This window comes from Chryseobacterium polytrichastri, from assembly GCF_900142445.1.
GTDB classification, from domain to species: domain Bacteria; phylum Bacteroidota; class Bacteroidia; order Flavobacteriales; family Weeksellaceae; genus Chryseobacterium; species Chryseobacterium polytrichastri.
Genome location: NZ_FRAV01000023.1, coordinates 21996 through 40268 on the forward strand (window position 1 = coordinate 21996; position 18273 = coordinate 40268).

Genomic DNA, 18273 nt, shown 5'->3' on the forward strand with positions numbered 1-18273 from the left:
AATATTAACTAAAAACCTTGAAAATTTAATCAAACAATTTTATACAAAAAATCCCGAATTATGATGTTCGGGATTAACTATTTTTTTGAAAGTGATTTTAAAATTAATCTAGAACACTCCAACCTCTTTTTGGATTGTTATTAGAAGAAACTTCTTGTTCATTAACAATGATGTTTTCTTTTCTTTGACCAATATACTCCAATTCACTTAATTTAGAGAAAATCGTCTCTAAACTCTTCAACATCAAATTAATATCGCGAAGTGGCTCTCCACAACGATGGTGTTCGTAATTGGTTTCAGCAACAGTAGATAATTGGTTCAGTAAAGTATGAGGAGCAATTTCACTCCATTCTAAACTGTAATTCAACATTTCTTCCAACTCTGCAGGAACCAAAACCTGAGTAGCATTATATAGGTGAAGTGCTAATTTTGCAAAAGATTCAATCAGGAATATAGGGGGTTGCCCCGGAGTAATATTTCTGAACTGGAAGTACATATCTCCAAAAATGGTAACCATTGTACTGCACAGATATTTAACGTTTTGAGCTAATGCAGTATTTTGATTTTTATGAGATGTTTTCTGAATAATCTTGAAAGCATACTGCTGCAAATTTCCAATAGATTTCCCAAAGCGTGTGTAATAATCTATCAAAGCGGGATGGCTTTGAATAGAGGTACAAGGTGGAATAAAATTAGAATCAATTTGTGCAATATTTCCTTTCAAGTCTACTTTTCCTGCAATCAGATAGTTCCCTCCAGAATAGCTGCTGTTTAAAGAAGCTACAGGAACGAGCTCTATAAGATGGTTCGATTGTGTATTTGGATGACGAGGAGGAATTTCTTCCGGATCAACCTCTCCAAATGGAACCTTATCAAACGGATTTACAGAAATTAAGATATAATATTCACCATCAGCCTGTTCTTCATTTCTTAATTTTGCTAAGGATTTTACGCTTACTCTTCTGTCTTTGAGTTCAACTCTATATCCTGCTAAAGTTACTGCACTGCAATGTTTTATAACTAATTGCACATCATTGGTAGCAGTATTTTGAACATCAAAAATAGTTTTATCTGTAAACTCAGCCGGAATAGGTAAAAGTCCGTAATTATAAGTTGTAATCGCCAGAGAATTAGAATCTCTGATGGTATCTATTAAAAAATCATCCTGATCATTCAGGTGTTTCTGGGAAACTTTCATCCCATCTACCCAATTGACTGCAAAGTGTTTTAGAGGCTGTATCATATGTAATACTTTTAAAATTTGTGATTATGATTTTTTCGTAATTCCTTCTTCTTCATGTTGGATAACTCTTTTACAAATAACTACTTCATTTTCTGAAATGCCATTTTCGGTGATATCCATATCGAAATTAATATATCTTCTGAAGCTGAAAAACGATTTTTTTGTATAAAATATCCAATAATAAGGTTCTTTTTCCTGATCTGATAAATGAATGATAGAACCAGGGTTTTTATGATTATAATCATCCACTACTCTATAAAACCAATCTCCGTAGGTAACTCCTGTGGGTAAAGTTTTAGCTTTAATTCTAAATCTGTTGGAATCTTCTAAATTTTTACTAAGCTCAACATTCAATACCATAAGTCTATCAAAATCTGCGCCTTCAAAATCTGGTAATTTCTGATCCGGTGAATATCTCCATGTTTTATAAATATCAAATGGAATACTGATAAACTGGATATAACAATAATAAAACACCATGGGAACAAGGAAAATCAACATACTTGTAGCCGACATAAGAGCATATCCCGTTTCTTTACTCATCCAATTGAAAATAAGATAAAAAAGATAACCTCCGAATACGATACATGTTAATGAAAGAACGGATTCAAACAGAATACTCATTGAAAGAGATTCAATATGTTTTTTGAAATATTTATGCAATAAATTAACGTGAATAATCCCCAAAATAAGATAGATTATCTGTGCAATAAGATACCAATACGGATTAAATAAGTTTCCTGCAAACCCGAAAAATCCTGGCAAAGCAAGACATAAACTGCACAACAAAAAGTAAATTATAATTACTTTAATTTTTATAGCAGGTTTATTTCTTCTGATTATCCCCAAGATAACCATCATGATAACTGCTATTAAAGGCATTAAAATGTACCTCAAAAAGACCCCTTTTACTGAAGAAACTTCCATCTATTTTTTTCGAATTTATATTATGTTGGTAATTGTAAATATAATAAAATATTTTACAGAAAAGTAGAGTATCCAAGGCGGTTTGAATTTCTTTCATTATCTTCCAGCATAAATGAATATTCTTTCTTCTCTGTGATAAAATTCTCTTCCACATCTACCGTTACCGGAAGAAAATAATCATATAAAGCCTGAAGCACTTTTCTGAAAGGATTTCCTGCAATATACTTTTTCATGTGTTGATACGGAATCGGGCCAATATTTATTACCCAATTTCTCTGTCCATCCATATGCTTACCACTAGGAATGTAGGTTACTCCCAATATTGAATTTCCTAGTAACATAGAATCATCATTTTCATCTATATTATCAATTACATTCGGTGAAAAAGTAACTTCTACAGGCACTTGTAAAAACGCAGTCATGCACCTTTCAAACCATTTTTTATCTCCTCGTATCTGGTGAAAAAATGGTAAGATATAAATGAAGATATAAGCATTTTGCTTATCTAGCATTTTTATCAAAGGCCAAAGTTCACTCACGGTGTTCAGCAAAGAATCCGTGTCACTGGTGAGATCAAAATCAAATTCTTTAAGCAAAGCACTAATCTCTGTAAAAAATACTTCCAGCTCAAACGGGCGGAAAAATTTACGTGCATCCTCTTCTACGATCTTTTGCTTACGAATCTCTCTAACAACACTTTCTACATTTTTTCTCGTAGCACCTAGAGACGGTGGATGAAAAAGCCCTTCCGGAAGGTAATCGTAGATTCCTTCTCTATAGGTTTCTATCGTAAAAACCTCTTCATCAAAGCCTAAATAATTACTCGAAATATTTTTAATATCTTTTAAATAAGCTCTGTCATTGATCCCAATACGTTCAATGAAAATATTACTTACCGTTCTGTGATACTTCAATAAATTCACTGCAACAGCTTCGGCTTTAAAGTCTGTCTGCAGTTTATTGTAATTCATTTCTACAATATTATTTTCATACATAGTGTTTCCTGTAATTATGGCTTGTAAAGGTAATATATCTCTGATTATTGAAAAAATATTTTCTCAATAAATTTCTTCTAAAAGTACTAATTTATTGGCATTACAAAGAATAATATAGTAAATTCCGTGAAAATACGGTAAATAGGTGTGTTTTAGTTTTTTCCGTCATCTTTACTAGTAAAGTTAATATTATACATTACAATTGAAACATTAAATTGTTTTCACATTGCCTACCAATACTCTATCAATCTTACATTATGAGGTTTACATCGCGTCTAAGAAAATAAAAATGATTTAATACAAACTTTTTATTTAGATTAAATTTTATTAATGTAACAACGATAATAAATCAGCCAATTTTTAATACTATTCAGAAAGTGAGCCGTATCTTTGCAACCTGAAAAATGTTATTTAAAAAATGAAACGTATTTATTCTAAAATTCTGATGTTAGCATTCATCGCATCTTCATTGTATTCTTATGCGTGGGGATTAACGGGGCACAGAATTATTGCAGAGATCGCAGAAAACCATTTATCTGGTAAGGCGAGAAGAGAGATCAAAAAAATAATGGGAAGAGAGCGTCTTGCGTATTGGGCAAACTGGCCAGATTTTATTAAATCTGATACTACAGGAGCTTGGAAGCAGGCTTCAGCTTGGCATTATGTAAATATTGATCCACAGACTGATTTTAAAGCATTTGAGCAAAATTTAAAAGCTCAGGCTGGTCCAAATCTTTACACGCAAGTAAAAACATTGTCTGCTCAGATAAAAGATGAGAAAACTTCTGAAAAAGACAGAAAAATTGCGTTGGTTTTCTTAATTCACATTATGGGAGATCTTGCTCAGCCTATGCACACAGGAAGATCTGAAGATTTAGGTGGAAACAAAATTAATGTCACTTATTTTGGAGAGAAAACAAATTTACACTCAGTTTGGGATGGAAAATTAGTAGACTCACAAAAATATAGCTACACAGAATATTCAACATTATTGGATATCAAATCTAAAGACGAAGTAAAACAAATTCAAACAGGAACGTTAGAAGACTGGTTGTATGACTCTCATAAAATCGCAAATAAAATTTATGCGCAGACTCCAGAGGGTTCAAAATTATCTTATGACTATCAATATAAATTTAATGATACGTTAGAAAGACAACTTCTTTACGGAGGATTGAGATTAGCAAAATTATTGAATGACCTTTTTTAATATAAATCGTCAATATTGAATTTTTAATTCATTTAATATATAAAAGTGAGGCTTCGGCTTCACTTTTTTCTTTGTTGAATGATAGAGATTATGCTGAATAATAAAAAAAGATTAAATTTTCTTATGTAGCTTTTTTCCATTACTGTTAGTGGTTAAACTCTTATTTTCAGAGTATTAATTCCTACAATGTACGCTTAATTTTTGAAATTTATTTTAATTAAGTAATAAATATTGAAACTTGTGTAACCTTTTTACTCTTTCAAACGTATAATATAATGTAACTCTATATTTGAGGATAAAATAAATGAGACAATTAAAAATCACTAAGCAGGTAACCAACAGGGAAACTGCTTCATTAGACAAGTATTTGCAGGAAATTGGTAAAGTGGAACTGATCACTGCGGACGAAGAAGTAGATTTGGCACAAAGAATACGTGCGGGCGACAGAGCTGCACTAGAGAAATTAATCAAGGCCAACCTTCGTTTCGTAGTTTCCGTATCTAAGCAATACCAAAATCAAGGTCTTTCTTTACCCGATTTAATTAATGAAGGTAACTTAGGATTAATGAAAGCGGCAAAAAGGTATGATGAAACTAGAGGTTTCAAATTTATCTCTTATGCGGTTTGGTGGATTCGTCAATCTATTTTACAGGCTTTGGCAGAACAGTCAAGAATTGTAAGATTACCATTGAATAAAATTGGTTCCATCAACAAGATCAACAAAGCATACGCTCACCTTGAACAAGAAAACGAAAGACCACCTTCTCCGGAAGAATTGGCTGAAGTTCTTGATATGAGTGAGGAAGATATTAAAGAATCTATGAAGAACTCCGGTAGACACTTGTCTATGGATGCACCTCTAGTAGAAGGTGAAGATTCTAATCTTTATGATGTATTGCGTTCAGGAGAATCTCCAAGTCCGGATAAAGATCTAATGCTTGAATCTCTTCAAATTGAAATTGAAAGAGCATTGAATACTTTAACTCCAAGAGAAGCTGACTTGGTAAGATTGTACTTCGGATTGAACGGAAAACACCCAATGACTTTAGAAGAAATTGGTGAAACTTTCGATCTTACAAGAGAGAGAGTACGTCAGATCAAAGAAAAAGCAATTAAGAGACTGAAACATAATACCAGAAGCAAGATCTTGAAATCTTATTTAGGTAAATAATTTTAGCACAACAATTATTAGGCGGAGTTTGTTTTTTCAAGCTCCGCTTTTTTTTGTAACAATTTTGGAAGTATCTTCAACTAATTGAAATAATAAATTATCCATTAAGAGTTTCCCTTATTACCGAAATGGCAGCGAAACAAAAAAAACAAACTATGAAAAAAACACTTTTCTCTTCTATCCTATCTCTATCATTACTTTCTTGCTCAGAAAATAAATATCAAAACAAACCCATCGTAGAAAACGCTGTAGATAATTCAGAATCTTCTGTAGGATCATTAAAAGAAAGTAGCTTATATTCTCGTGATATAAATATGGTTCATCAGATTTATGGAGAATTAATGAAAAATGATAAGAAACTTCAGGCTCTTGATGATAAAATTAACAAAATAAACGAAGAAACAGAAAAAGGAACTTCTCAATATAATGGTATTATTGGTAAGACTGAAACTTACTACAACGATGCAGCTACATTAGCAAGAGCAATAAGCGACTCTCTATTAAAACAGGAAATTAATAAAGAAGTAAACGCAAGTTTAGAAAAGTATCATTTAAAAATCAAACGTATTAAAGATTTAATTGCGGAAGTTGACAAGAATAAAGTAAAATTACACAATCAGTACGTGATTTTCAAAATTAGGAAAACCCTTCCCGAAATTGAAAAATACCAAAATGCGCATCCTCTAAAAACAGACAGTTTAGATAATTTCATCAATAAACAAAATCAATTATTGAATGAAATAAAAAACTTAAAATAATTAAAATCAACTACATATAAATTTCAAATCATGCAATACACCACCCAATGGCTCAACGAAAAAACACGAATTAAAGAATTGGTTGATTTCTTTATCACCCACAAAACAGAATCTTATATTTCTCACAGTGAAATAATAACCGGGCGTGCAGCAAATCCAACTGAATGGAGCGCTGATCTGGAATCTATATTAACCGCTCAATTTAGTGAAGAAGATACTTCTGCTTCAAATTTAAAAATTCTAATCGCAGAAAATAATGAAGGGAAAATCATAGGAATGCTTGTTTTCTATGTTATTAATAGTGGTTTTAAAAGTTACGCCGTCCTTGAAGATATGCTTTTAGATCAATCGGTTCGTGGGCAATCTATTGGAAGTACATTATTGGAAAAGGCCATTCAGGAATCTAAAAACTGGTCAATCGATTTTATCTTACTAGAAAGTGGGATCAATAATAAAGGAGCGCATCATTTCTTTGAAAAATATGGGTTTAAAAAAGTATCTGAAAATTATATGTTGACTTTATAAAAGTCTATTTTCAAACAACAAAACTGTATAGCTGATGAATTCAATCTCAATAATCGGAGCCGGAATTGGAGGGTTAACGCTTGGAAACGTTTTAAAACAGCATCATTTAGATTTCACTATTTATGAATCTGCTCCAGCAATAAAACCTGTCGGAGCCGGAATTATGATGGCTGTCAATGCGATGCAGATCTTTGATCAATTAGGATTAAAAGAGAAAATTGAGAAAGCAGGAAATATAATTCACGGAATTTCGATCACCGATGAAAAGCTGAAGCCTATAACAAAAACCAATATTTCTGAATTAGAAAGGAAATACAATTCATGTAATGTAGCCATTCACAGAGCCGAATTACAAAAGATACTGGCTGAAAATATAGGTTCTGAACATATTAAGCTTGATCATTCTTTACAGCAAATAGAAAAGAAAGAACACTATTTTTTACACTTTGAAAACGGGCAAAAAATAGAAAGTAACATTGTTTTCGGAGCCGATGGAATTCATTCCAACATAAGAAATCAAATCTTTGAAACAGGAACGATTAGAAATGCAAAGCAAAAATGCTGGCGCGGACTCACTGATTTTGAACTGCCTGAAAAATACCATCATCAAGCCTTTGAAATATGGGGGAATGGGAAACGCTTTGGCTTTGTGAAGCTTTCGGAGAAGAAAGTATATTGGTATGCTTTAATCAATGAAAAAAAATTTAACAATAACTTAAATTTGCTTGATTATTTTTCTGATTTTAATCCGCTAGTTTTACATATTCTTGAATCAACTCTACAAGAAGATATTATTTTGAATGATATTATAGACCTCTCGCCCATTCCGAAATGGTATTCTGAAAACCTTTGCCTGATTGGTGATGCAGCTCATGCAACCACTCCAAACATGGGGCAAGGTGCTTGTCAGGCTATTGAAGATTCTTACATTATTGGGAAGTTACTCGAGAAGCATAAAGACTTTAATTTCATCTTCGAGCAATTTCAAAAAATCAGAAGAAAAAAGGTTGACTATATTGTAAATACCAGTTGGAAAATCGGACAAATTTCGCAATGGGAACAAGGAAATTCTCTACGTAATTTCTTTATGAGGCTTATTCCGGAAACCACCAATCAAAAATTAGTTGAAAAAGTTATACAATTGGAATTATAATGATCACGGTAAAAACCTTCAAATTCGAATCTAATCTTGCGTTTGCCAGTTCTTATTTAAAAGAGCAACATATTCCTCATTTTGCAGATTTAAAAACGAAATCTCTTCTTTCGGATGAAAAAACAAAAGATGAAATTTTAAAAATCATAGAAGATTTAAAAATAGATGAAACCGATGTAGAACCTGATGAAGAAATACTTGAAGGCTATAAGGAATGGAACGAAAACATGTATAATCCGGGACATTATACCGGAGGAAAGTCTCCTTCTTTCAATTATGATAAAAGCAATTATTTATCTCTAGCCTTAATAACCCTTTTATCTGGATTGGCTTGTTGTATTAAATTAATTAATGAAGATAATTTTAGCAAGGCTGCTCTTTGGATATTTATTTCAATAATTTCACTCATTAGCTTTTCGTTGTTCTATCAGTATTTTAAATATAAAAAAAGGAACTCAAATTGAGTTCCTTCTGTTTTTAGTAGGTTAAGGTAAGCCCGGCTCCCCAGCCCATTTCATTATCATAATTTCCGGAGATTGAGAACCATTTTTGTACAATATATCTCAAACCGGTTGTAAATTCTCCATCAGAATTAAGACTGAAATTTCCTCTTATTCTTCTGGAAATTGGGATATCTTCCCTGCTCAGTTCCAATAAAACCTTTCCGTTTTGATCTACACTGGCATCAGCCGTCACCAACATTGGCAAAACATATTGAGCACCCATAATAAAGGTAGCTTTGTTTTTTGACGCTTTTTGCTGCCCAAACCAGGTTTTCTTACCATGGAAATCCATTCCCATTTCTTCTGCCATTTTTCTTTCCATGATCTCATGATTTTTCTGAATCCTGAAACCTGCATAAGGTAATGCCCACTGGAATTTTCCTAGAAATCTTCCCACTTTAAAGTTTCCGTCAAAATGATCCATATTCCAATTGGTGTGAAATTCATTTAAATTAGCCCATCTTGGCCCAAACATCGTCATTGTCTCTGCATGAATTTTATTGCTTGCAATATCCAGCATCGCCATAGAACTTACCATTCTGTTGTCTTTCATAAAATCTTTCCACGCAAGTTTTCTATTTGGAAGTTGAGGATTGGGTTTTGAATCTTCGTAACTGAAAATCCTACCCATTCCTGCCATCATGTGGTATAAAATATGACAGTGGAAAAACCAGTCACCATCCTGATTCGCAGCAAACTCAATTACATCTGTTTCCATTGGCATAATATCAACCACATTTTTTAGCGGCGAATATTCTCCTTTTGAATTGATCAATCTAAAATCATGACCATGCAAGTGCATCGGGTGACGCATCATTGAGTTGTTATAGAGCGTAATTCTTAAAACCTCTCCTTTCTTAACTAAGATCTTATCTGTTTCTGTAACAGTCTTGTTATCCAATGTCCAGAGATAATGGTTCATATTTCCTTCCAGCGTAAACTTCATTTCTCTTACATTTTCTGTAGGAAGAATGGTCTTTTCAGGAGATTTTAAAATATTATAAGATAATCTTTTAATGGATTTTTCTTCTTTCATATCCATTCCTGAATGATTCGAATGATCTTCTTCTTTCTTAGACTCTTTCTCTTTAATCCCCATCATTTCATTCATATGCTTAGCCGTCATTTTTCTCTGAATTTCAGGAAGTTCAGGATACATTACTTCATTCATATCCATCATTTGATTTCCCATCGTCATATTCATCGGCTTCATATTTCCGCTCATTTCCATCATTCCGTTCATCATTTTCATACCTTCAAAAAGCATTAATCTTGGTAAATTCGGAGCTTCAATTTTTTCTCCGGCACCTAGCCAAAGAGAAGCATGACCAATTCTATCTTCTGAAGTTGCCCGAAATTCAAAGCTCTTATTTTCAGGAATGGTAACTTCAATATCATAGGTTTCGGAAACCCCTACAATCAAACGGTCGACTTCCACAGGAACAACATCATTGCCGTCATTGCCAACCACTCTAAATTTTCCTCCTCCAAAATTCAACCAAAAATAGGTGGAAGAACCTCCATTAGCCACTCTCAGCCTCACTTTATCGCCAGCTTTTAAATTTGAATAATCAGAACTCGGCTGTCCGTTGATGAGAAATTTATCATAATAAACGTCACTCACATCCATTGCCTCCATTCTCTTCCATTCGTTCAATGCTTTTGTTCCGAAATTTCCAGATTTTATAGCTTCCCAATAACTCTGAACAGCATTTTTCTTTATCGCATACCAATCTGTATTGGCCATGTGAAGTCTTCTGGCAATCTGCATGGGATCATCATCGCTCCAATCTCCTAATAACACTGGAATTTCTTTGGTATATTGAACTTTCGGTTCACCTTCTCTTTTATTGAAAACTAAGATTCCGTTCATTCCTATCTGCTCCTGCAAACCTTCATGAGAATGGTACCAATACGTTCCATTCTGTGAAACTTTAAACTTGTATAAATGTGTTTCACCAGGTTTTACAGGTTTTGTGGTAAGATAAGGAACCCCATCTTGTTCATTGGGTAAAATCACGCCATGCCAGTGAAAACCTGTGTTCTCCTTCAGCATATTGTGAAGATAAATCTCCGCGGTATCTCCTTCTGTAAAATATAAGGTCGGAGCCTGTAATTTACCGTTGACAGCAATTGCTCTTCGGTTTTTACCTGTAAAATTGACGATCGTATCTTTTACATACAAATCATAACGAACTGTCTTTCCTCCAAAACTTACTTTCCCATTTTCGGAATTTCTTTTAAAGATTGAACTTTCATTATTTTGATTTTCAGTCACTTTATCCTCTTTGTTTTCTTTTTCAACCAGATCCATACCGCATTTTGGGCATTTTCCAGGTTTATTAGAAATCACATCCGAATGCATCGGACAGGTGTAAGTAATTTGAGACTGAGATTGAGGTAAAGATTTAGATACCGTTTTAACTTCTTTTATTTTATCTGATTTTTGAGCCTCTTTCGTTTTGGGCTTTGCATTTATTTTAGACTCAACCTTTGCTTTAACCTTAGTTAGAGTTATATTTTTCTTTGTTTCTACAACTTTTGTTTCTTGTTTTATAATAGGCTTCGCTACCGGCTTTGGAATGACCGTAGGTTTTATAACAACTACCTTTTTCACCAATGTCATTTTACATTTTGGACAGTCTCCTGGTTTTGAAGAGACTACTTCAGAATGCATTGGGCAGGTGTAATATGTTTTTGTTGTTTGTGCGAAAGTGAAAACAGAGAACAAAAATATCAGAAATAGTATTAGCTTTTTCATAATATTTCGAATTATTTGAAAATGTATAGCTTAAAGTTAATTATAATTTAAGCTATACAACTCATTATTTTAAAGATAAGTACACTACTTATTTTATCTCTGACTTCACACTTCCACAAGTAAGCATAGAGCTTCCGTAATAAGGATTTGAGATTTGTTTTTCGTTACTCAACCAACTTGCGTCTGCCATCGGACAATATTGAACGAAGACTGGTTTAGCTGAAAGTTTGAATTCTTTCGTTAACGCAATCATATTATCTGAAAGATTAGAGAATGTTTCTCTTTGTGCCGCAATACTTCTGGCATCAGAAATTGCCGTTGCATCTTTTCTAAGGACATTTAAGTTCCCTTCAGAAACTACTTTATAATCAATCGCTGATGCAGTTTTAATGAATTCTGCAGCTGCTTTTGAAGTTTTATCTGCATCATCAGAAGCCAACGCTGTTTTTATGGTAATATAATTTTGATACAACTTAGAAACCTGAGCATCAGATTTTGATTGTGCAGAAATAGAAATAATTGAAAATAAAGAGAATACTGCTGTAATGATATATTTTTTCATTGTTTTAAAATTTAGAATTATAATTAATAAAGGATAATTTAATATCGCCTATTGCGACACGCCATGTCGTCCGTAATGGTAACAATACCAAACGACTGACATATTCTAAATTCTAAAATTACAATGATTTATAAAGATGGGGACCGCCCTGCGTTCAGGTGGTGCATTAATCTGAATTTGAGTAAATTTTGTAGCCGAAAAAGACCTGTCTACAAAGAAAAATTGATGATCTGGAATTTCAGAAATTTGTTGTAAAAAATTAATTTTCAAGAAATCTGATTTCTGGGAATCATCAACTTTTACAATCTTCACTTCTGTTTTACAACAGTCTTTCTTCGTTTTGAGACCACATTTGCTGCATAGATCATCCGTTTTTTGACCCACGGAAATCATTTCCATCATACAATAGTGTACACTAACAACTGCCCCGGAAGAAAATCCGAAGTAGAAAATAGAAAACAATATGGCAAGAATCTTTTTCATATGCTGTAGCAAAGGTAAAAATAAGTATTGAATGACTGTTATAAAATTCTGTGATGTTGTTACAAAATTCAGGAAACAAAAAAATCTCCTGAAATTATTCAGGAGATTTTTAATTTATTTTGTTGTTGATTTTTCTTTTTCCCGCAGATCACACTGATTTTCACAGATGATTATGTTTAATTTTTAAATCTAAATTCTAATTTATTTAATTTTAAATTCAAGTTTTACGTTGAAGAAACGACCTGTTAAACGAACCGGAACCGGATACATTAAATTGGTATTAGCATCGGTAATCCATTGGTTGGCAACCGTATTTCTGATATTAAAGGCATTGAAAACCTGAACCCCTAAGGTTAGCTCTTCAAAATTACCCCAGAAACCGTAGGTCTTCTTGTTGTCTTTTCTGTCAATGAATACTTTAGAAAGTCCAAGATCCACTCTTTTATAAGAAGGTAATGTTCTTTGGTAAGTATATGGATCTGTAAGAACCGGCGCACCCGTTGGCAATCCCATAGCGTAAGTTAACGTTAGATTCACACGCATAGAAGGAAATTCCGGCATATAATCCTGATAGAACATCGCAAATCTAAACCTTTGATCTGTTGGTCTGGGAATATCTCCTCTACCGTCAATATTTTCATATACTCTGGCATAACTTGCAGATAACCAAGAGTCTACTCCAGGAACAAATTCCCCGAATAATCTGGTATCAATTCCGTATGCATATCCTGTTGCATTATTCTGACCTGAATAACGAATCCTCACATTATCCATGTAATAAGGAATCAGATTATTCATTTTCTTATAGTATAATTCTGTCGTTAATTTAAACGGTCTGTCATACATTGTAAATTCATAATCATTCGATAAAATAGCTTGAATGGAACGCTGAGACTTAATATTCTGATTAAAATTGCCATCTAAATCTTTGATCTCTTTATAGAAAGGCGACTGATAATAAATTCCTCCCGAAAGTTTGAATAGCATATCGCTATCCCAATCCGGTTTAATAGCAAACTGAGCTCTTGGAGAGAATATCGTTTCATTGTTAAAACTCCAATGGGAAACTCTGGCTCCTGCATTTACAAAAACCTTACTGGAACCCCAGTAAAATTTCTGAGAATACTGTGCGTAAGCAGACATTCTTGTAGGCTCAATATGGTTATTCCCCGAAATATTATACATCAACTTTAAATCCTTTGGATTCCTGGGATCAATGAACTCTTCATGTGGAAGACTGTATCCTGCAGAGTCTACCAATTTCCATTCGTTGGTAAGATCTTTCAGATTTTCTTTTTCATATTTAAATCCTACTTCAATATCTGTATTTACATTAGGAGAAAATTTAGTTCTGAACTGTGTTCCATAGGTTCTTACAAATAAATCATTTCTTGCATGCTCTATTTGCCCACCCGCATCGTATGAAGTGGTTGGATCTCCTGTAACAGGGTCAAAAGTCTGTAGAATATATGCAGATTGTATGGTGTAATATTCTTTTTCTCTATTCTGATAAGAAAACGCATCTAACGTAAATTTCCACTTGTCTGATGGCTTATAATTCACAGAGACTGTCCCCATCATATTTTTATACTTATCATCTTCTTTACCTGCATAAAGCACGTTAAGATTGATAGGCCTCTGTAAAGAACCAAAATCGATACTTTGTTCTTTAGGAATCATTTCGTAATCATTCTTAGAGTAATACCCTATGAATGAAAGAGAGAGCTTTTCATTGATATGATAATTAAGATACGTCTGGAAATCGAAATATCTAGGGTTAAAATTGGTATCTTCTTTTAAAGTATTAAGTATCAGATTTGTATTTCTATACCTTCCTGAGAATAAAGCCGTAAACTTTTTATTACCATTACTGTCTTTTTTCCCGGAAGCAAAACCTGTTGTTAACCTTCCTCCGATTAAACTCGCTTCTCCTGAAAGTTCAAATTTCTGAGGCTCACGGTAATAAATATTTAATGCAGAAGACATTTTATCTCCGTATCTCGGTTCAAAACCTCCGGCAGAGAAATTAACAGTAGAAACCATATCAGGATTAATGATACTTAAACCTTCCTGCTGAGAATTCCTAATTAGGAAAGGTCTGTAAATTTCAATATCATTAATATAAATAAGGTTTTCATCATAGTTTCCACCACGAACCATATATTGTGAAGAAAGCTCTGTATTGGAGTTTACAGAAGGTAAAGTTTTAATAATTCCTTCAATACCTCCAGAAATACTTGCTACATTCTGAGCATCTTTAGCTGAAATTTTCACAGCAGTAAGGTCATTCGTTTTTCCTTTCACTTGTTTCTGGAAAACGATTTCCTCGATATCTGTTGTTCGTGCTGTATCTTTCTTTTTTGTTTGAGAGAATACTAACATGGGAACCATAAGGCTCAGTGGTAAAACTAGTTTTTTCAAAAGAAATGTTTTAAAATTTCAAACGTGAATATATAAATTTTATTTTAACTTATTTAAACTTTCTTTAACATTTATTAAAATGAGGTTTATATAATATTTTCGAAATTCTGCCTATTACAACAAAATTTCGAAAACAATTTGAATGAATATGAATGTATGGTGTAGTCTAAAGAATTACAAAATCGCTTCTCTTACTCGCGTTAATTTTTGTAATAAATCTTCTAGTAAATCAAGTCTTAACATATTAGCCCCGTCTGATAATGCAGTTTCCGGAGTTGGGTGAGTTTCTATAAAAATCCCGTCTGCTCCTACCGCAATACCTGCTTTTGCAACGGTTTCAATAAGATCTGGTCTACCTCCCGTTACTCCTGAGCTTTGATTAGGCTGTTGTAAAGAATGCGTAACATCCAAAATAACAGGTGCATATTCTCTCATGGTAGGAATTCCTCTATAATCAACAATTAGATCTGTATATCCAAAAGAATTTCCTCTTTCGATAATGGCAACTTTTTGATTATCAGAATCTGTAATTTTCTGAACGGCAAATTTCATTGATTCTGGAGAAAGAAACTGTCCTTTTTTCAAAGAAACACATTTTCCTGTTTTTGCAGCAGCAATTAATAGATCTGTCTGACGAACTAAAAATGCAGGAATCTGCAGAACATCAACATATTGAGCCGCTAAAGCTGCATGCTCGTTCTCATGAATATCTGTAGTGGTAGGAATATTAAAAGTCTCACCCACTTTTTTAAGAATTTCCAAAGACTTCTCTTCTCCAATCGTCGTAAAAGAATCGACTCTACTTCTGTTGGCTTTTTTGAAGCTTCCTTTGAAAATGTATGGAATGTTATATTTATTGGTTAATTCAATTACTTTTTCGGCAATTCTCAACGCCATGTCTTCGCCTTCAATAATACAAGGTCCGGCAATAAGGAAAAAGTTTTTGGAATCTTTGTGATGGATATTATCTAAATACTGAATCATTTTATTATAAATTAAAAGTTCAGTAAAAATACTTATAAAGTTTCAGAATCGGAAATTATTTAAGGGTTTTACCAAAATCTATCCTTATATAATCCTAACTCACTATTCCAATGAAATTGAAAAACAAAAAAACTAATCTTAAAGATTAGCTTATTCTAAAACAGGAGCGTTTTCAATAATCGTTTTTAATGTTTCCGGAATAAATGGTCGTCCTCCTGTTGCGGGAACACATGTACCTGAAAAAACTGCTTTTGTAACCACTTTATTATTCAAAATGATAGCTTGCTTAAAGTGCAGTTTAGGAATATTATTTTTGTCGCGGTGCAATTCACATGTTACTGTAATAACATCATCTTTTTTTAATGATCTGAGAAAGTTGATTGTATATTCAGACAAAACCATATTAACCCCGTTTTTTGCTTCGTTTTCCAGGTTAAAACCTAAAATCTCGTCAATGAAAGAATGTCTGCAGTATTCCATGTAAAACGGATAATACAACCCGTCCATAATCCCTTGTACATCAATATGTTCATCCTTAACGGTATACTCTTTTGAATATTTCATAATAAACTATAATTATCAGTAAATTTCAATAAAAGAAAAAGATTGTTGCATTAGTACTTTATTTCTTTTATTGAAGCGAATTTAAAAATAAAATTTATGATCTAAATCATTTAGCCAATCTTTTTCAAGATTTTCTCAAAAGTATTGATATTCCTGCTTGTAAACTGATCTTTTAGGCTTTTCTTTCCCAAAATTTTGCCAAAAGTAGAATCTAAAGTATTTCCTTTTGAAACCTGCCAATAGAAAATATTATTGACAATCTCTCCTTTTTCATGCTCTGTTTTAGCCGCATTCTCAAACTCTTTCAATAAGATATTTTCAACTTCTGGACTTCCTACAAAAGTATAAACATGCAAATTTTCATTCTTTTCAAATGGATTATTCTTCCAGAAAGATTCTGTTTCCTGCTGAGACTTAACAAATAGAAAAGCTTCGTAAGAGAAATGCTCAGACATAGCCTTTTCAAGAATTATCTTTAAATCTTCTGCTTTTTTATCAGACGAAAAAATAATATTTCCTGAAGCCAAAATAGAACTAACATCTTCCATTCCGGCATCTTTAAAAACCTGGCAAACATCAGCCATTTTCATATTGGTTCCTTTTACATTAACGCCTCGAAGAAAAGCACAGTATTTCATATTTTACGTTTTTACCAGTAATAATTTCCTATCAATTGCATTCCGAAGGTTTGTAATAAACAAAGTACGTACAGTATTTTAAGTGTTCTGTTGCTATTCAATCCTTTCAAAAATAATATAAAAAACGGCACAATATACAAACAAGCTCTTGCTGTCTCCCCCGTCCCATAAGCACCTGTAAGAAACATTACTCCCAGGGCTACAATTCCTGTTAATGAAAAAGTAGTGATCTGTTCATCTGAAAATAATCCTAATGTTTCATTTTTAAAACTAAATAACAATGCGATATAAGCAAACGACAGGAAAATCAAAATCTCGCCAATATCTTCCAATCTTGTAAAGAAATAAACAATTGGTGAATGAAATAACATAAAACCATTTGGATTCTCAGAATGGCTGGCTTCTCTAAAAGTCTCCCAATGATTACTTCCTGTAACTTCATAACTTCCATAGAAGAAAGCAACTGTTAGAAGAATGCAAATAATAGAGCTTATAAAAACAGAATATTGCTTTTTGTATAATGTAACTAAGACTAAAAGTCCTAAAAATGCAAACAAAAACAGCCCTGAAAAGGTTAGCATATTGGTTAGGATCAGACCCGCAACACTCATTAAAATCCCGACAAAGCTTAATTTATTTTTAACGAAAATAGTTGAAATTCCACATAAAAATAACAAGCTTGTTGTAAGAACCAAAGCATCAATAGAAACTAAAAGATAGATGTTAACCGAAGGAATGATCGCAAATAATATCAACAAAAATTTCCTTTTTGTTTTATCTATCCTAAAGTTTTTCATTAATAAATTCAATAACGGAAAACTACAAAGGGAAATTGCTAAAAATGCAAGGCTCAATCCTAATATGTTTCCATTAAATAGTTCTAGAAAAACATAATGAATTAAAGTTGTATAGGGCGGGTGCGTGCGTGTATGCATCTGGAAAGACTCTAAATTATGGTTGAAGTTCAATATCCATAATCTCCAATCTGTAATATTAATGGCATCGGCGTAATACTGTCTTCCTTTAAGGTAAAAAGGTTGTAGAAATGCAATATCTACATTACCCTGTCCCATATTTCCAAATACAATCAATAATGTACAGATTATATATATCACAAAGAAGTTGAGCTTCTGATGATACTGATAAGCCCACAGCCCTGTACCTAAAAATAATAGGCAGAATAAACTGCCTATTATTAGAAATGAGGATGGATAGATTACCGAAAACGGAAATAAGAGATTGTTTCCGGTAAATACCACATATTTATTTATTAAAAATACCGTTACTGCTAAAAATATCCATGTAACGATTGCTATTAAAAAAACAGTAAAGGGAAAATTTGTTTTTTTTAAAATATTCATCATTTTTTCAAAAA

At 32.8% G+C, this 18273-nt stretch carries 17 protein-coding genes; 6 read left to right on the plus strand and 11 right to left on the minus strand.

The features are described from left to right. Positions 1 to 103: 103 nt before the first annotated feature. Genes BUB80_RS14515 through BUB80_RS14525 form a run of 3 tightly spaced genes read right to left on the minus strand, consistent with a single transcriptional unit; the run spans position 104 to position 3141 of the window. Complete coding sequence (locus BUB80_RS14515; RefSeq protein ID WP_073294059.1) at positions 104 to 1243, minus strand: hypothetical protein; 1140 nt, start codon at positions 1241 to 1243, stop codon at positions 104 to 106. A gap of 24 nt (positions 1244 to 1267) precedes the next feature. Beyond that, positions 1268 to 2170, minus strand: coding sequence for a TssN family type VI secretion system protein (locus BUB80_RS14520; protein WP_073294061.1), 903 nt, complete (start codon positions 2168 to 2170; stop codon positions 1268 to 1270). A gap of 53 nt (positions 2171 to 2223) precedes the next feature. Continuing rightward, on the minus strand, positions 2224 to 3141 hold the full coding sequence (locus BUB80_RS14525; protein ID WP_228433829.1) for a type VI secretion system baseplate subunit TssG: 918 nt from the start codon (positions 3139 to 3141) through the stop codon (positions 2224 to 2226). A 442-nt stretch (positions 3142 to 3583) separates the two neighbouring features. Between BUB80_RS14525 and BUB80_RS14530 the strand changes: the two genes are divergently transcribed. The 6 genes from BUB80_RS14530 (at position 3584) to BUB80_RS14555 (ending at position 8446) form a co-directional block, all read left to right on the plus strand. Next, positions 3584 to 4375, plus strand: coding sequence for a S1/P1 nuclease (locus tag BUB80_RS14530; RefSeq protein ID WP_073294065.1), 792 nt, complete (start codon positions 3584 to 3586; stop codon positions 4373 to 4375). Between the two features lie 304 nt (positions 4376 to 4679). Further along, a complete protein-coding gene (locus BUB80_RS14535) occupies positions 4680 to 5546 on the plus strand; it encodes a sigma-70 family RNA polymerase sigma factor (RefSeq protein ID WP_027385416.1) in 867 nt (288 codons plus the stop codon). A 155-nt stretch (positions 5547 to 5701) separates the two neighbouring features. Beyond that, complete coding sequence (locus tag BUB80_RS14540; RefSeq protein WP_073294151.1) at positions 5702 to 6304, plus strand: hypothetical protein; 603 nt, start codon at positions 5702 to 5704, stop codon at positions 6302 to 6304. 30 nt (positions 6305 to 6334) lie between these two features. Next, the gene (locus BUB80_RS14545) at positions 6335 to 6829 is read left to right on the plus strand and encodes a GNAT family N-acetyltransferase (RefSeq protein ID WP_073294067.1); all 495 of its coding nucleotides are present in this window, start codon (positions 6335 to 6337) and stop codon (positions 6827 to 6829) included. A gap of 34 nt (positions 6830 to 6863) precedes the next feature. Beyond that, positions 6864 to 7982 (plus strand): FAD-dependent monooxygenase, encoded by a 1119-nt coding sequence (locus BUB80_RS14550; protein WP_073294069.1) that lies wholly within the window; start codon positions 6864 to 6866, stop codon positions 7980 to 7982. Continuing rightward, entirely contained in the window at positions 7982 to 8446 is a 465-nt protein-coding gene (locus tag BUB80_RS14555; RefSeq protein ID WP_073294071.1) for a hypothetical protein, read from the plus strand. Before BUB80_RS14550 ends, BUB80_RS14555 begins: the two co-directional genes overlap by 1 nt. A gap of 13 nt (positions 8447 to 8459) precedes the next feature. Here BUB80_RS14555 and BUB80_RS14560 read toward each other — a convergent pair whose 3' ends face one another. The 8 genes from BUB80_RS14560 to BUB80_RS14595 form a co-directional block, all read right to left on the minus strand. Then, on the minus strand, positions 8460 to 11246 hold the full coding sequence (locus tag BUB80_RS14560) for a multicopper oxidase domain-containing protein (protein WP_073294073.1): 2787 nt from the start codon (positions 11244 to 11246) through the stop codon (positions 8460 to 8462). An 88-nt stretch (positions 11247 to 11334) separates the two neighbouring features. Further along, the gene (locus BUB80_RS14565; RefSeq protein WP_073294075.1) at positions 11335 to 11808 is read right to left on the minus strand and encodes a DUF3347 domain-containing protein; all 474 of its coding nucleotides are present in this window, start codon (positions 11806 to 11808) and stop codon (positions 11335 to 11337) included. A gap of 105 nt (positions 11809 to 11913) precedes the next feature. Further along, entirely contained in the window at positions 11914 to 12291 is a 378-nt protein-coding gene (locus BUB80_RS14570; RefSeq protein ID WP_073294077.1) for an HYC_CC_PP family protein, read from the minus strand. 201 nt (positions 12292 to 12492) lie between these two features. Continuing rightward, positions 12493 to 14712 carry a TonB-dependent receptor plug domain-containing protein gene (locus BUB80_RS14575; protein WP_073294079.1) on the minus strand — a complete coding sequence of 740 codons (2220 nt, stop codon included), beginning with the start codon at positions 14710 to 14712 and terminating at the stop codon, positions 12493 to 12495. A gap of 174 nt (positions 14713 to 14886) precedes the next feature. Then, on the minus strand, positions 14887 to 15696 hold the full coding sequence (gene kdsA / locus BUB80_RS14580) for a 3-deoxy-8-phosphooctulonate synthase (RefSeq protein ID WP_066758312.1): 810 nt from the start codon (positions 15694 to 15696) through the stop codon (positions 14887 to 14889). A gap of 150 nt (positions 15697 to 15846) precedes the next feature. Continuing rightward, positions 15847 to 16260 (minus strand): acyl-CoA thioesterase, encoded by a 414-nt coding sequence (locus BUB80_RS14585; RefSeq protein WP_073294081.1) that lies wholly within the window; start codon positions 16258 to 16260, stop codon positions 15847 to 15849. A gap of 110 nt (positions 16261 to 16370) precedes the next feature. Further along, the gene (locus BUB80_RS14590) at positions 16371 to 16898 is read right to left on the minus strand and encodes a DUF1697 domain-containing protein (protein ID WP_073294083.1); all 528 of its coding nucleotides are present in this window, start codon (positions 16896 to 16898) and stop codon (positions 16371 to 16373) included. 11 nt (positions 16899 to 16909) lie between these two features. After that, positions 16910 to 18262: a hypothetical protein gene (locus BUB80_RS14595; protein ID WP_073294086.1), complete on the minus strand. Its 1353-nt coding sequence runs from the start codon at positions 18260 to 18262 to the stop codon at positions 16910 to 16912. Positions 18263 to 18273: the final 11 nt, after the last annotated feature.